This is a genomic window from Streptomyces sp. NPDC050504, from assembly GCF_044458065.1.
In the GTDB taxonomy this organism is placed as follows: domain Bacteria; phylum Actinomycetota; class Actinomycetes; order Streptomycetales; family Streptomycetaceae; genus Streptomyces.
Map to the genome: position 1 here is coordinate 305,291 of NZ_JBITHO010000002.1, position 14,452 is coordinate 319,742.

A 14,452-nucleotide genomic window follows, 5' to 3' on the forward strand; every position below is an offset into this window, starting at 1 on the left:
TCGGCGGGGCCATTAGAAGAGATCGAGACGCCGAAAGGGCGTTTGAGGTCTGGGTTCATTTGGCGCGCAAGGCCGGATGGGAAGTAATCGAGACACCCGAGGACCGCAACCCTGACGATTCGACAGACCTCGGATCCGTCTTGATCGAGGGCATTAAATACCGGATTCGCTATTCACCTCGAGTACGTCGCGTACTAGTGGACGACTCCACCGAAAAGCTGACGCACAGGAACATCCTCGGCTACGCATCTTGGGCTGAGCCGGACCTGTCAGTTTACAAATTGGAATAAATATTCCAATTCGCTGCACGGGTCTGCCCTGCACCTGCAAAACGAAAGGCGCAGGGCAGGCCCGAGGCCAAGTGATCGCACCCGAGAAATGGCTCACACCGCAGGCAGAGTCTCACGAGGCAACGGACGAGTGCACGACCTGGGAGACGGGTAGCCCCGCGCACTGCGGCAGCCATACGGCGAAACAACTGCCCCGGACGGCCTGCCACTACCACCAAGTTGAGCCCCACCGTCGCAGCCGCCGCAGCTAGGAGCGCCCCGGATCTCTCTTCCGGCACCGGACCACCCTCCAGAACGCTCACTGCCCGCCTGACAGGCATCGGGAATGCCATCATCCTGGGCGACGCCGGTGCGACGCGGCAGGCCCGTCCACACCTAGCCGTAGCCGCCCATGAGAGAGAACGGAATACAGCCCGCTCAGGCGCCGTCTTCAACACCAAGCACTCTCTGCCTGATACCTCCCCGCCCCATCCTGGAATACCGCAGCCCGTACCCACCCCGGATGCGCTCGGCCGCGGAACACCCCACCGCGATCACGAGCCGCCGCTCCCATCCGCTACGCTGTCCTGGGCTGCACTCACCAGCAGTCCTGGACCTTGTTGCGGATGCGTTCCGCGCGAGGCCCCGCCTCCGTAGCTCAGGGGATAGAGCACAGCTCTCCTAAAGCTGGTGTCGCAGGTTCGAATCCTGCCGGGGGCACAGGGAAGGAGGGGGCGTCCGCGGGGATCCGTGGGCGGCCCCTCTTCTTCGTCTCCCCCGCCCCGGGTCAGTCCGAGACGCCCAGGTCCTCGCGCATGATGCGGCGCATCGCCGTCAGCTCCGGTTCCGCCGCCTTCAGGTCGCGGAGGGTCTGTTCCGCGCTCTCGCCGTCCCTCGCCAGGCCCCGGTCGATGCGCTTGGTCTTCGCGTCCACGTCCGCCAGGACCTTGTTGACCGCGCGCGACGCCCGCAGGACCGTTTCCGGGACGATCATCTGGGCCTCTGCGTAGCGGTCGCGGTAGTCGCGGCGGGCCTCTTCGACCTGGGCGCGGTCCGCCTCGGCGTAGACGCCGTCCCGCAGGCGGTGCAGGGCGTCCTTCAGCATCGTGTGGAAGTGCCGCGCCGAGCGGTTCATCGCGGTGTACGCGGCGCGCCGCTCCTCGTACAGCCTGCGCCCGTCCTCCGCCGCCACCTCCTGCGCGCGCTGGCGGCGCGTCGCCCACGTCAGGACCAACGGCGCGGCGAGCGTGCCGAGTACGCCGACGACTGCGGTGACCATGGCGGCGGTGGCTGCTCCCATGCGCGCGAGCCTAACCGGCGCCTCGGCGCGCCCCAACGGGTAGGCACGCACCAACCGGCGGGCACGCACCGGCGGGCACGCACCGGCGCCCCGCCACCTCGGGAGGGGGCGGGGCGCCGGACGGTCGTGCCGGAGGGCGTCAGGTGTTGCTGGGGATGCGCTCCTGGGCCTCGTGCGCCCGGGGCACCGTGCCCGCGTCGGGCTCGGGGCGGTGGCCGGGCCACCAGACCTTCGGGCCGAGCAGGCTCGTCACCGTCGGGACCAGCAGCAGCGCCATCACGAACGCCGTCAGCAGGATGCCGAACGCCACCGCGAAGCCCATCTGCTGGAGCATCGAGTTGTCCGCGAGCATCAGCACGCCGAACGTACCCGCCAGGATGATCGCCGCCGCGCTGATCGTCGGCGCCGAGTGGGAGACCGCGAGGCGGACCGCCTCGCGCGGGCCGTGGCCCTGCCTGATCTCCTCGCGCAGTCGGGCCACCATCAGGATGTTGTAGTCCGTGCCGATGGCCACCACGAAGAGGTAGACGATCACCGGGAGCATGAAGAGCATGCCGCTCTCGCCCTTGATGTCCTGGAAGAGCCAGACGCTGGAGCCGAGCGTCGCGGTGAAGCCGAGGCCGACCGCGACCATCAGGTACAGCGGCGCCACGATGCTCCGCAGCAGCAGACCCAGGATGATCATGATGGCGAGGCCCGCGACCGGGAACACCAGCTTGTAGTCGTGGGTCACGGCCGTCTCGATGTCGGCGAGGACCGCCGTCATGCCGCCGACGTACGCCTTGGAGCCCTGCGGCGCCGCGTCGTGGATCTCGCTGCGCAGGTCACCGCCGACCAGCTCGATCGCCTTCTCGGACGCGGGCTTGTGCTTCAGCACGACGCTGTACATGACGACGTCGCCCTTGTCGTTCGGCGTCGCGGGCGAAACGCTGCCCACGCCCTCGAAGCCCGCGACCTTCTTCTCGAAGGCGGCCAGCTGGGCCTTGTCGAGCGCCGCGCCGTTCTGCGACTTGACGTACACCAAGGCCGGGTCGGCCTGGCCGGCCGAGAAGCTCTTCTGCACGTCGTCCATGACCCGTACGGACTCCAGGTCCTTGGGCAGGGAGCTGGACTGGTCGAACTCCGCCTTGAAGCCGAGCGCGCCCACCGCGAGGATCGCCAGCACGCCGCCGGAGACGGCGGCGACCAGGGCAGGGCGGCGCGCGGTCATCCGGCCGACGCTGTTGGCCATGGCGTTCTTCGGGGTGGTCTTCCACGCCTTGGACGGCCAGAACGCCTTCGTGCCCAGCAACGAGAAGACCGCCGGGACCAGCGTCAGCGCGGCGACCAGCGTCACGGCGACCGAGATCGCCAGCGACGGGCCCATGGCGCGCATGCTGCCCATGGTGGACAGGACCAGCGCGAGGAAGGCCACGATGACCGCGCCCGCCGCGGACGCGATGGTCTCACCGACCCGGGAGACCGCCAGGATCAGCGCCTCCTTGGGCTCCATGCCCTGGCGCAGGTGCTCCCGGTAGCGGAAGAGGAGGAACAGGATGTAGTCGGTGCCGACGCCGAAGAGGACGACGATCAGGATCGGCGTGACGCTGGAGTCGGCCTCCATGCCGAAGGCGTCGCTGACGGTCGCGATGAAGCCGTTGGCCACCGCGAACATCACGCCGATCATCACCACGGGCAGCAGCGCGATCAGCGGGCTGCGGAAGATCGCGCCGAGCAGCACGATGATCAGGAGCAGCGTGGCCGACATGATCATCGCGTCGGTGTCGCCCGCGGACTTGGTGGCGTCCGCCGACTGCGCGACGTTGCCGGTGACGCCCATCTCCAGGTCGGTGCCCTTGATCAGGCCCTTGCCCGCTTCGCGCAGGGCGTCGACGTCGTCGAACGCCTCCTCGCTCTGCGCCATCGGGTCCTTCTCCGTGGAGTAGACGTTCGCCAGGGCCAGCAGCCCGTCCTGGGAGACCGACTGCGGGTTGGTCTCCACCTTCGCGAACGTCTTGTACTTCTTCGCCTGGAGGCCCTGGGTGACCTTCAGGACGTCCGCCTTGTCGGCGGCGGTCAGCTTGCCCCCGTCCGCCCGCTGGTAGACCACGATGGCAGCCGTGGTCTCCTTCTTGGGGAACGCGCTCTCCTCGATCTTCGACACCCGCACCGATTCGTAGTGCGAGGGCAGGAAGTCCGACTGGTCCGTGCTCGACTGGAGCTTCGGCGCGAAGGCGGAGAGCGCCACCGCCGCGAGGATCCAGGCGACGATGGTGAGCCAAGGGCGGTTGACGGAGAACCGTCCTACCCGTCCGAACATGACGCTCCTTCGATGCGTATTCCGTTGCCTGCCTGTTGCGTGCCTGACGCATGTCTGATGGTCAGGTATTCAGGCGGCAACGAAACGCTATGGGGCTTCATTTGGGCCGTGCAACGAAGAACCCGTTAAATCGACCCGCAGACCGAGGGGTATCCCCCGCACGGTGGAGACCCGCCTACTCGCCTCGGTGTACACGGAGGTCATGAGCATGGCACCTGGGGATGAGAAGGGCGGAGAACGCCTGGTCGGCCCGTGGGGGTCCGGCGCCGCCCTGTCGAGAATAGAACGCCCAATCCACCGTTCGCACAAGGGGGTTGAGCCGATGACCTCGCCCAATTCGGACCTGATTTCGCCGCCCGGTAAGCCCTGGTGATTCACTGGCGGTGAATGCCGTCACGTTGATGAGGAGGGGCGGATGTCCGCATCGGTTGCAGGGATCCGGGTACGTTCCATTGTCTCCCGGCTCGAAATGCGCGAACCGGAGCTGGAAGAGCGGCTGTTCCGGGATCTGGAGCGGGTCGAATCGCGCCTGCTGGCGTGCGTTGCGGAATCCGGGGATCCGTATCTCGTCGAAATAGTGGGGCACCTCGTCGGATCGGGCGGCAAGCGGATGCGGCCGCTGCTCGCGCTGCTGGGTGGGGAGTTCGGGGAGCGGGCCGGCCCCGGTACGGAGGGCGCCCGCGACGGGGTCGTCGAGGCCGGGGTCGTCGCCGAGCTGGTGCACCTCGCCTCGCTCTACCACGACGACGTCATGGACCGCGCGACCATCCGGCACGGCGTCCCCAGCGTCAACGCCCGCTGGGGCAACGGCGTCGCGGTCATGGCCGGCAACTGGCTGATAGCCAGGGCGACCCGGCTCTCCGCCGAGCTGGGGCCCGAGGCGGTGCCCCTCCAGGCGACGGGCTCCGACCGGCTCGTACGCGGGCAGATGGCCGAGCTGATCGGGCCCGCGCCCGGGGAGGACCGGCTCGCGCACTACGTACGGGTCGCGTCCGACAAGTCCGCCGCCCTCTTCTCCCTCGCGCTGCGGCTGGGCGCCGTGCAGGGCGGGGCGTCCGAGGAGACCGGGCGGGCACTGGAGGAGTACGGGACCCAGCTGGGCATCGCCTTCCAGATGACCGACGACCTGCTGGACGTCACGGCGCCCGCGGAGGCGTCCGGGAAGGAGCAGGGGAAGGACCTCGCGGTGGGGGTGGCGAGCCTGCCCGTACTGCTGGCGCTCTCGGGAAGCGCGGAGGGGCCGGCGGGCTCCGGGCGCGCGGAGGCGGATGAGTTGCGGGCGCTGCTGGAGGCCGCGCCCACGGACCCCGCGGCGCGGGAGAAGGCCCTGGGGCTGCTGCGGACGTCCTCGGCGATGGAGCGGGCGCGCGAGCTGCGGGACGAGCGGCTGGGGCTGGCCAGGTCCGCGCTGGAGGCGCTGCCCGACGTGCCCGCGCGGCGGGCGCTGCTCGCGCTCTGCGCGTTCGTGGCGGTACGGACCGGCTAGGCGCGTCCCTGCCGGGTACGGCGCCCGGGGCGCCGTACCCGCCGGGGGCGCCGTACTCGCCCGGGGCGACAGGGTCCCTACGGCTGGCGGAGTTCGTCCGGGCAGGCCGTGCCCCGCGGCATCTTGTACGGGGCCCCCAGGCGGTACACGCCCGCCTTCGGCGCCACGAGCTCCGTCCACTCGTCGCCCGCCGAGTTCTTCTCCACCTTGATCAGGCAGCCGTTCGGGTTCGTGAACGTCTTCGGCCCGTCGCCGTCCCGCCGCTTCGACTCCTCCGTCTCCTCCGGCGGGTCGACGCTCTTGCCCTTCTCGTCGACGAGGCTCAGCCACGGCGAGTACGGGACCCGTATCAGCACCCGGCCCGGCTCGGAGACGTGGATGACGACCTTCTCCGCGCCCGCCTCGTCGACCGTCGCGGGCGGCTCGGCCATCGGCGTCGGGTCCTGGACGGCGAAGAGCTGCCAGTTCGCGTCGCCCCACACCTGCTTCAGGTACGGCTGCCCCTCCTTGACCAGCTCCGCCTCCTGCTCGGCGCCCGACGAGTCGGGGTCGCCCTTGGGCAGCACCACGTACCGCACGGCCCAGCGGTCGAGCCACTGCCGGTAGTTCACGGAGTTGAGGGTGTCGTCGTAGAAGAGCGGGTTGCGCTCCATGTCTGCCTGCCGGTTCCAGCCGCGGGCCAGGTTCACGTACGGGGCGAGCGCGGACGCCTCCCGGTGGCTGCTGGCGGGCACGACCTCGACCCGGCCCTTCTCCGCGTCGAGCCGCTTCAGCTGGTCGACCAGCGGGGCCAGCTCACGGGTCCAGGACGCCGTGGGAGCCGTGCGGATGATGTCGTCGACGCCCTTGAAGCCGATCCAGAAGTTCAGCCCGGCAAACGCGACGAGCAGCGCGTACCACTTGCGGGACTTCGGCACGGCGTACGGCAGCGCCGCGATCAGCGCGATGCCCGCGAAGAGCATCGCCATGCGCGACACGTTCGACCCGATCTGCGAGTCGACGATCCAGGTCAGGACGGTACCGATGCCGTAGACGGCGGCGGCGGTGCGCACGGTGCGCCAGTTCTTCGGTACGAGGACGTAGACCAGCACCGCGTACAGGAAGGGCAGCGACAGCGTCCACAGGGACATCGGCTGCGTCCCCGAGAAGGGGAACAGGAAGTGCGAGGCGGCGACGACGGCGACGGGCGCCAGGCCCAGCGCGTACGCGCCGGGGCGGCGCTTGTTCAGGAACAGGGCCGCCGCGACGACCCCCAGGTACAGCCCGGCCACCGGGCTGCCCGCCGTGGCGAGCCCCGCGAGCGGCGCGGCGACGGCGGCCTTGGCCCACCGCTTGTGGCGCCAGCGGTGCGGCCACGCGAAGACCGCGGCGGCGGCGCCGACCGCGAACATCATGCCGAGGCCGAAGGTGACCCGGCCCGAGAGCGCGTTGCAGAAGAAGGCGAAGACGCCCGCGAGCGAGCAGGCCAGCGGATTGCGGACGGCCCTGATGCGGGTCAGGATCAGCGCGGTCAGACCGGCCGAGACCGTCCCGACGATCATCATCGTGGTGCGCACGCCGAACACCGACATCAGGTACGGCGAGATCACGCTGTACGAGACGGGGTGCATGCCGCCGTACCAGGCGAGGTTGTACGCGGAGCCGGGGTGCCGGCCCACGAACTCCGCCCAGGCGTCCTGCGCGGCCAGGTCCCCGCCGCTGTTCGCGAGGAAGAAGAACCAGACGACGTGCAGGACCGCGGCGACGACCGTGGCGATCGTCACGGGGTGCCTGAGCAGCCAGCGCAGGCGCTCCGCCGCCGGGGCGGAGGAGGGCGGTGCCGCGGGGACCCGGCCGTGGGCGCGGCGCGGCTGCGGCAGGCGTATTCGCGCCCCGCCGTCCATGTCCCGGGTGGGCTTCGGCTCCGCGGTGGTCACTGCGGCACTCCCCGTCTTCTCCCGTCCCCGATTGCGTTTCACTGGCATCTGCAAGGACGCTTTCCCCGCGCCGTTGAGTTGCCCGGGGACGCTAACACGTACATGTAGGGGGAAGGGGTGCCGGGAGACCGGCGCCGCTTCCCCCCCACTTCCGCTGCTCGGCCCCTGGGGCCGGCCGGCGGCTCAGCCGATGCGGGTGAGCTTCTTTCCGTACCCGGGCGCCGCCAGGTCCGACTGGAGCGCGACCGGCGCGGTCAGCTTCCCGGGGCCCGTGCCGACGGTGAGCTGTCCTACCACCGTGCCAGCCTTCGCCGATCCCGGCACCTTCTTGCCCGCGTCGTCGATCCCGATCGAGACCTTCAGACCGGGCCAGCCCAGGGCCTTCAGGTCCTTGGTCGCCACGACCGGGGTCTCGCCGCCGAGCCCGTCGTCCACGTACCCGACGACCTGGCCCTTCTTGATCACGGTCGCGGAGGTCACCGAGTCCTTGGCGGGCACGATCAGCTTGTAGCTGTTGTCGATGGCGAGCTGGAGCTTGTCCGCGAGCTTGACCGCGTCCTTCTGCCCCATGACGACGCCCAGGACGCGGCGCTCCTTGCCGTCCACGACGGTGGCGGCCGACCACAGCAGGTTGCCGCCCGCGGGCGTGGAGGAGCCGGTCTTGATGCCGCCCACGCCCGGCTTGAGCAGGATGTTGTTGTTGTTGTAGATGCGGCCGTCGATGCCCGGGATGGTGGCGTCGGGCATGTTCACGATCTCGGCGAAGGTCTCGTCCCGCATCACGGCGGCGGCCAGCTTCAGCTGGTCGTCGGCGGTGGACTTGGTCGTCGGCTCGTACCCGCTCGGGTCGGTGTACGTGGAGTTCGTCATGCCGAGGTCCTTGGCGGCGGCGTTCATCTTCTTGACGAACTCGGCCTCGTCCTTGGAGTTGGTGTCCCAGCGGGCGAGGAGCCGCGCGGCGTTGTTGCCGGACGGGATCATCAGGAGCTGGAGCATCTCGCGCTGCGTGAACTCCTGGCCCTCCTTGACCTGGGCCGTCGACTCGTCGGGGCGGTTCGACTCCTCCTCGGCGCGCGCGTCGACCTTGATCTTCGGACCGCCCTCGCCCTTCTTGAGCGGGTGCTCCTTGAGGATCACGTACGCCGTCATGGCCTTCGCCATGCTGGCGATCGGCGCGGGCGTCTGCGTGCCCGACTGGCCCATGCGGCCGACGCCCTCGACGTCGATCGCCGACTGGCCCTCCTTGGGCCACGGCAGGTCGGGCGCGCTGCCCTTGAAGGCGAAGGTCGGCTCGGCGGAGAGCGCGAGCTTCGGCTCGGGGAGCGGGCGGAAGATCTGCACGATCGCAAACACGATGAGCAGGAGCAGGACGAGGGGCGTCCAGATCTTGATCCTGCGGAGCGTGCTGCGGACCGGGGTCGGGGGCGGGGCCGGGGTGTTCGTCAGCTCCGCGAGGAGGTCGAGCGGGGGCTTGGGCGGCATCGGCTGCTGCCGGGTCCGCTCGGCCTCGGGGAAGGGAACGGGGGCGGGCGGTACGGGAGCGGAGGCCGCGGCCTTCGCGGCGGCGGGCTCCTCCGGGGCCGGGGCGGCCGCCTTCGCGGGGCCGGTCGCCTTCGCCGGGGCGGCCGCCTTCGCGGGGTCGGCCGTCTTCGCGGCCGGGCGCACGTCGTCCGAGCGCAGCGGTACGAAGGTGCTCGTGCGCTCCGCGTCGGACTCGGGCTTCCCGGCCCCGCCGGCGGCGCCGGACTTCCCGGCCCCGTCCTTCTCGTCACCCTTCGGGGGCGTGATCTTCAGGGCCGTGGTCGCGTGGTCGACGCGCGGCTTCTCCGCGGGGTCAGCGGGGTCCGCGGGGGGCGGGAGCGCCTTGAAGACGGCGGTCGGCTGGTCGACGGCGGGGGCGGCGCCCTTCTTGGCCCAGGAGGGCGTGACCTTACCTTCGGGCTCGGGAGCGTCGTCCTCCTCGGGGGCGCTGGCCCCGGAGTCGCCCTTCGCGGGCGCGACGGACCCGGCGGTCCCGCCCTCGGCGTCCGCGTCGCCCTCGGTCTCCGCGGCCTCCGGCGCGGCGGCCAGGGCGTTGCGGTTCAGGAACATCGTCTTCGGGGAGCCCTCGCCCTCCGGCTCGCGGGGCGCCTCGTCGTCACCGGTCGAGGCGGTGACTACCGACTCCTCCTCGGCGGCGCGCGACTGCCCGGCGCCACCGGTCAGGACCACGGTCTTCGGGGACTCCGCAGTCAGGGGCTCCGCCTTCGGGGACCCCGCCTCCAGAGAGCCCGCCGCCGGGGATTCCCCGGCCTCGGACCCGCCCGATTCATCCGACTTCTCCGGCGCGCCCGACTCGTCCTCGTCGGATCCGGCGGAACCTTCCGCCCCGCCGGACACTCGGGATTCCCCGGACTTACCGGATGCACCCGACTCCTCCGGCGTACCGGACTCATCGGACCTGTCAGACCTGTCAGACCTGTCAGACCTGTCAGACCTGTTAGACGCATCGGAACCATCGGGCTCACCGGACGCATCCGACTCGCCAGACGCGTCCGACCCCTCCGGCTCACCCGGTTCACCGGGCCCGTCGGGCCCGTCGGGCCCGTCGGGCCCGTCGGAGCCCTCCTCCGCCGTCGCGGCCCACGCCGCCACCGCCGCCCTCAGGCGCGCGTCGCCGTCCGGAGCGCCCTGCGCGTCCGGGTCCGGCTCCGGGACCGCTTTGAACACCCGCGTGGGGCTGTCCCCCGGGCCGTCGCCCGACTCACGGAATACCGACAGCCGGGGATCGCGTTCACCCTGGGTCTCACCCGAGGGACTGCGCTGCTCCGACTTGTCCGGGGACTGGCCCGCCACCGATGCCTCCTCATGCCGTTGCGGGACACCCCCGCCCTGTCCGAACCGTGTACCAGTGTCCTGCTGTGAGTACTTGGCCCACCCGCTAGACGAGAACGACATACCTACTGGTTCCCGTACGAAGCGCCCAGGCACTCTCGACAGATGAATGTGAGAGGGGTCACCCTGTCATTCATCCACGCGGGGAGGCATGGATGGGCAGGAGCCGCAGAACACTTCCGGAGGAGCTTCTGCTGCTCGCTCTGGACCCGGCCACGGGTACCACAGCGCAGCCGCAGTCGCTCGACCTCGGCCTCGCCGGAGCACAGCTAGTGGAGCTGGCTCTGGCAGGACGGATAGCCCCAGACGGGGATCGTATCGCCGTGGTGATGCCACGGCCGACCGGAGATCCGACTTTGGACTCCGCACTGGAGCTGCTGCGCAGGCGCGGCAGCCCGGTTCGGGCCGTCCACTGGATCGGTGGACCCCGACTGGGGCTCCGCCAGATTTACCTCTCGCATCTGGAGCGGTGCGGCATGGTGCATGCCGTGGCGGGCCAGATGTGCGGAGTGCTGCCGACGACTCGCTACCAGGCGACGGACACGGCGATCAGCCGGGACATCAGGTCCAGGCTGGATTCGGCGATCCGCACGGGGGTCCCACCGGACCCGCGGACCGCCGCGCTCGCCGCCCTGGCCCACGCGGTCGGTCTCGGCAAGCACCTGTATCCCGGGAACGAGGGGCGCTCGTCGCGCTCCAGGCTCCGGGATCTGATCAGGCACGACCCGATGAACGGCCTCGTGGCGCACGCCGTGATGGACGTTCAGAACGGCGTGGCGGCACAGCCCCGCCGCAGCCAGGCAGTCGGCCAGGGAAGCGGCGGACCCCGGCAGGGCGCCGCCGCCACGGCCACGGCCATGCCGATGCAACCGCAGCACCGCGGAAGCATGGCCCGCGCGGCGGTGCACTGAGCGGCACCGCACCGCGGCACGCGCGGCGCGCGCCGTGATCGGCACGCGCAGCGACCGGCACCACCCCGTACCACCCAGCACCGCAACCGCCGCGCCGACGTCCCCAAGACCCGGTCCGGGAGCCGCACCATCGCACGGGGCAGCCGCCACAGGGCTGTCCCGTGCGCGCATGCGCGCATTCTCCAGCGCGGACACGGCATTTGGTGGCAGTCTGCTCGGCAGTAGATACGCACAGCTATGCCAGCTACGCAGCCGGAGGTGCCGTTCCGTGGCGTCCAACGTCAACCCCACTGTCAGGCGACGCCGACTGGGCATGGAGCTCCGCAAGCTCCGAGAGGACAAAGGCATGACGGCCGAGCAGGTCGCCGACCGGCTCCTCGTCTCCCAGTCGAAGATCAGCCGCCTTGAGAACGGCCGCCGGTCGATCAGCCAGCGCGACGTCCGCGACCTCTGCGAGGTCTACGAGGTGTCGGACGGCCGCATGGTCGACTCGCTGATGCAGATGGCCAAGGACTCGCGCCAGCAGGGCTGGTGGCACGCCTTCGGCGACATCCCGTACAGCGTCTACATCGGCTTCGAGACCGACGCGGCCTCGCTGCGGGTGTACGAGTCGCAGATCATCCCGGGGCTGCTCCAGACCCGCCCGTACGCGGAAGCGATGATCGTCGGCGCGATGCCCGAGACCTCGACGGGCGACATCGAGAAGCGCGTCCAGGTGCGGATGCGCCGCCAGGAGCGCATCCAGCCGCCCGCGGACAGCCCGACCGCGCCGCTGCGGCTGTGGGCGGTGCTCGACGAGTCGGCGCTGCGCCGGGTCGTCGGCAGCAGGCAGCTGATGCGCGAGCAGCTGGAGTACCTGCTCGAAGTGTCCCAGCAGCCCCATGTGACCGTGCAGGTCATGCCGTTCAAGAACGGCGCGCACCCGGGCGTCACCGGCCAGTACGCGATCCTGGAATTCCCGGATGCAACGGATTCGAGCGTCGTCTACATCGAGGGCGTCACCAGCGACCTGTACCTGGAGAAGGCGCCGGACGTACAGAAGTACAGCGTGATGTACGAGCACCTGCGCGCCCAGGCGCTCAGCGTGGAGGAGACGCGCCAGTTCATCTCCGAGGTGGCGAAGGAGTACGCCGGATGACGAACCGCCTCAACTCCGGCATTTGACACACTGGTTGATGAAGGTGGCGCACGGTACACCTTTGTCACCCGGGCACGGAAGACCCGCATGGAATATGCCATCCAGTCGAGTGAATGACTGGTTCACGCACCCGGCCCGGCGAGTAGCGTCGATCACGTCGCCGACAAGCAGGTGACGGCAGTACAGGCAACTACCGTGACACCGGAGCAGATATGGCAATTCAGCAGGGCGCCCTGGACACCTGGACCAAGTCCTCGTACTCCGCAGGAAACGGCGCATGTGTAGAGGTCAAGTCTCCCGTAGTGCGGGAGATCGCGGTGCGGGACTCGAAGGACCCCTCGGGCCCCAACCTCTCCTTCGACCCCGCGGCGTGGAACGCTTTCGTCACCGAGGTCGGCCACTAGGCAGACTGCCCGTCCGGCGAACCGACAACCCGCAGAGCCCTCTCGACTGGTCCGCCGTCCCGGCCGAGGGGGCTCGGCCCCAGAGCCCGTGTCTGGCTCTCACCCCCCACACACCACTCACCTCGGATCGCGCAGTTCGTCCACGTAGCGGTCCGTTCCGGGAAGCGTGGGAACGAACGGCGCGACCAGCTCGGTCCGGCCGCCGGGGGACGCCCCGGCGGCCGGATCCGTCAGATCGGCGAAGTGCTCCCCCCAGCACTCCCTGGGATCCCGCTCCAGGAACCACAGCAGCGTCAGCCGGGTCCCGACCCCCTCGACCTGCTTCACGTAGGTCATCCGGTCGCCCGGCAGCGGGGTCGGGCCGAAGACCGTGACCAGCGCGGCAGGCGAGCCCGCCAGACGGCCCGGCAGCCAGTCGTCGCGCAGCCGCTCCAGCAGGGCGGCCCGGCCGTCCGCCTCCTCGGCGTCGATCACCTGGAGGACCAGACCCGCGTACGGGTGGTCCAGGGCGTGCAGGTCCCGCGGGCCCTCGGGGCCGTCCCGGTAGACCGTCGCCTCGTGGTCCTGGAACGCGGTGAAGACGTGGGTGCGCTCCCGGTGGACCCGGCCGTCGCGGTTGAGCCGCTTGTTGACGGCCACCGTCCACTTCATGTGCTCGGCGTAGCGGCCCTCGGTGATCCAGTACGTGGAGAGGTAGCAGCCGGCCGTGACCGGGTCGGCCACCGCCGACTTCGCGGGGCCGCGCAGGAGTTGCAGGTCGCGGGTGGCGACCCAGCGGCGCCCCGCCTGCATCCAGGGCATCGCCATCGCGCCCGCGTAGAAGTGGTCGTCCTCGTACCACCGGTTGTAGGCCCGCTCGAAGCCCGGGTGCGGCTCGACCATGGTGATCAGGGCGTGCCCCGGGTGGGTGCCGTACGGGCCGACGGCGGCCAGCTCGGCGTACGCGTCCGGCCTGGTGTCCTCGCTCATCGCGTGCGTTCCCCTTCCGGAAGTCGGTCGACCGCCCTACTCTGACGGACCGTCAGGAATACCACCAGACGCCGGAGGCGCCGATGTTGCTCGCGGACAGGACCGTCGTCGTCTCCGGGGTGGGCGCGGGTCTGGGGCACCAGGTCGCGGCGGCCGTCGTACGGGACGGGGGCAACGCGGTGCTCGGCGCGCGCACCGCGGACAACCTCGCCAAGTCCGCCGCCGCGATCGACCCGGAAGGCGCGCACACCGCGCACCTCGCCACGGACATCACCGACGAGGCGCAGTGCGAGGCGCTGGCCGCGCTGGCGCTGGAGCGCTTCGGGCGGCTCGACGCGGTGGTGCACGTCGCGGCCTGGGACTCCCACTTCGGGGGCCTTCAGGACGCCGACTTCGCGACCTGGCAGGGGGTCCTGGACGTGAACCTGCTGGGCACGCTGCGGATGACCAGGGCCTGCGTGCCGGCGCTCAAACGGCGCGGCGGCTCGGTGGTGTTCATCGGCACGCAGTCGGCGGTGGCCGCGCCCACGCAGGTCAGGCAGGCGGCGTACGCGGCGTCCAAGGGCGCGCTGACCTCCGCGATGTACTCGCTGGCGCGCGAGCTGGGCCCGTACCGGATCCGGGTCAACTCCGTCCTGCCGGGCTGGATGTGGGGGCCGCCGGTGCAGGCGTACGTACGGTTCACGGCGGACGCGGAGGGCGTCCCCGAGCCCGAGGTGCTGGCCCGGCTCACGGACCGGATGGCGCTGCCCGACCTGGCGACGGACGGCGACGTGGCGCAGGCGGCCGCGTTCCTGGCGTCCGACGGGGCGCGGGCGATCACCGGGCAGTCGCTGCTGGTGAACGCGGGCGAGCTGATGCGCTGAGGACGCCCGTGTCCGGTGCG

Annotated in this window: 10 protein-coding genes and 1 tRNA gene; 6 read left to right on the forward strand and 5 right to left on the reverse strand. The window is 70.6% G+C overall.

The window, feature by feature from the left end; translation table 11 throughout:
* Positions 1-916 precede the first annotated feature (916 nt).
* A tRNA-Arg gene (locus ACIBNE_RS07195) sits at positions 917-989 on the forward strand.
* Positions 990-1,056: 67 nt separating this feature from the next.
* Here ACIBNE_RS07195 and ACIBNE_RS07200 read toward each other — a convergent pair.
* Both ACIBNE_RS07200 and ACIBNE_RS07205 read right to left on the reverse strand, forming a co-directional pair.
* Entirely contained in the window at positions 1,057-1,569 is a 513-nt protein-coding gene (locus ACIBNE_RS07200; RefSeq protein WP_399270450.1) for a hypothetical protein, read from the reverse strand.
* A 139-nt stretch (positions 1,570-1,708) separates the two neighbouring features.
* Positions 1,709-3,868 carry an MMPL family transporter gene (locus ACIBNE_RS07205; RefSeq protein ID WP_399270451.1) on the reverse strand — a complete coding sequence of 720 codons (2,160 nt, stop codon included), beginning with the start codon at positions 3,866-3,868 and terminating at the stop codon, positions 1,709-1,711.
* A 415-nt stretch (positions 3,869-4,283) separates the two neighbouring features.
* Between ACIBNE_RS07205 and ACIBNE_RS07210 the strand changes: the two genes are divergently transcribed.
* The gene (locus ACIBNE_RS07210) at positions 4,284-5,354 is read left to right on the forward strand and encodes a polyprenyl synthetase family protein (RefSeq protein ID WP_399270452.1); all 1,071 of its coding nucleotides are present in this window, start codon (positions 4,284-4,286) and stop codon (positions 5,352-5,354) included.
* Between the two features lie 77 nt (positions 5,355-5,431).
* Here the strand turns inward: ACIBNE_RS07210 and ACIBNE_RS07215 are convergent, their stop codons facing one another.
* Positions 5,432-7,270 (reverse strand): MFS transporter, encoded by a 1,839-nt coding sequence (locus tag ACIBNE_RS07215; protein WP_399270453.1) that lies wholly within the window; start codon positions 7,268-7,270, stop codon positions 5,432-5,434.
* 183 nt (positions 7,271-7,453) lie between these two features.
* Positions 7,454-9,649, reverse strand: coding sequence for a D-alanyl-D-alanine carboxypeptidase (locus ACIBNE_RS07220; RefSeq protein WP_399270454.1), 2,196 nt, complete (start codon positions 9,647-9,649; stop codon positions 7,454-7,456).
* Positions 9,650-10,299: 650 nt separating this feature from the next.
* On the opposite strand from ACIBNE_RS07220, the gene ACIBNE_RS07225 reads away from it, so the two are divergent.
* From ACIBNE_RS07225 to ACIBNE_RS07235, 3 genes are all read left to right on the forward strand, one after another.
* The gene (locus tag ACIBNE_RS07225) at positions 10,300-11,055 is read left to right on the forward strand and encodes a GPP34 family phosphoprotein (RefSeq protein WP_399270455.1); all 756 of its coding nucleotides are present in this window, start codon (positions 10,300-10,302) and stop codon (positions 11,053-11,055) included.
* Positions 11,056-11,323: 268 nt separating this feature from the next.
* Complete coding sequence (locus ACIBNE_RS07230; protein ID WP_399270456.1) at positions 11,324-12,193, forward strand: helix-turn-helix domain-containing protein; 870 nt, start codon at positions 11,324-11,326, stop codon at positions 12,191-12,193.
* A gap of 212 nt (positions 12,194-12,405) precedes the next feature.
* Positions 12,406-12,597 carry a DUF397 domain-containing protein gene (locus tag ACIBNE_RS07235; protein ID WP_399270457.1) on the forward strand — a complete coding sequence of 64 codons (192 nt, stop codon included), beginning with the start codon at positions 12,406-12,408 and terminating at the stop codon, positions 12,595-12,597.
* Between the two features lie 117 nt (positions 12,598-12,714).
* Here the strand turns inward: ACIBNE_RS07235 and ACIBNE_RS07240 are convergent, their stop codons facing one another.
* Positions 12,715-13,566, reverse strand: coding sequence for a hypothetical protein (locus ACIBNE_RS07240; RefSeq protein ID WP_399270458.1), 852 nt, complete (start codon positions 13,564-13,566; stop codon positions 12,715-12,717).
* Between the two features lie 83 nt (positions 13,567-13,649).
* On the opposite strand from ACIBNE_RS07240, the gene ACIBNE_RS07245 reads away from it, so the two are divergent.
* A complete protein-coding gene (locus ACIBNE_RS07245; protein ID WP_399270459.1) occupies positions 13,650-14,432 on the forward strand; it encodes an SDR family oxidoreductase in 783 nt (260 codons plus the stop codon).
* Positions 14,433-14,452 lie beyond the last annotated feature (20 nt).

What these genes read in the sequence shown, in the direction of transcription:
- ACIBNE_RS07225 (WP_399270455.1), top strand. Translation starts at nt 10,300, where the DNA reads ATGGGCAGGAGCCGCAGAACACTTCCGGAGGAGCTTCTGCTGCTCGCT.
- ACIBNE_RS07210 (WP_399270452.1), top strand. Translation starts at nt 4,284, where the DNA reads ATGTCCGCATCGGTTGCAGGGATCCGGGTACGTTCCATTGTCTCCCGG.
- ACIBNE_RS07235 (WP_399270457.1), top strand. Translation starts at nt 12,406, where the DNA reads ATGGCAATTCAGCAGGGCGCCCTGGACACCTGGACCAAGTCCTCGTAC.
- ACIBNE_RS07205 (WP_399270451.1), bottom strand. Translation starts at nt 3,868, where the DNA reads ATGTTCGGACGGGTAGGACGGTTCTCCGTCAACCGCCCTTGGCTCACC.
- ACIBNE_RS07245 (WP_399270459.1), top strand. Translation starts at nt 13,650, where the DNA reads ATGTTGCTCGCGGACAGGACCGTCGTCGTCTCCGGGGTGGGCGCGGGT.
- ACIBNE_RS07240 (WP_399270458.1), bottom strand. Translation starts at nt 13,566, where the DNA reads ATGAGCGAGGACACCAGGCCGGACGCGTACGCCGAGCTGGCCGCCGTC.
- ACIBNE_RS07200 (WP_399270450.1), bottom strand. Translation starts at nt 1,569, where the DNA reads ATGGGAGCAGCCACCGCCGCCATGGTCACCGCAGTCGTCGGCGTACTC.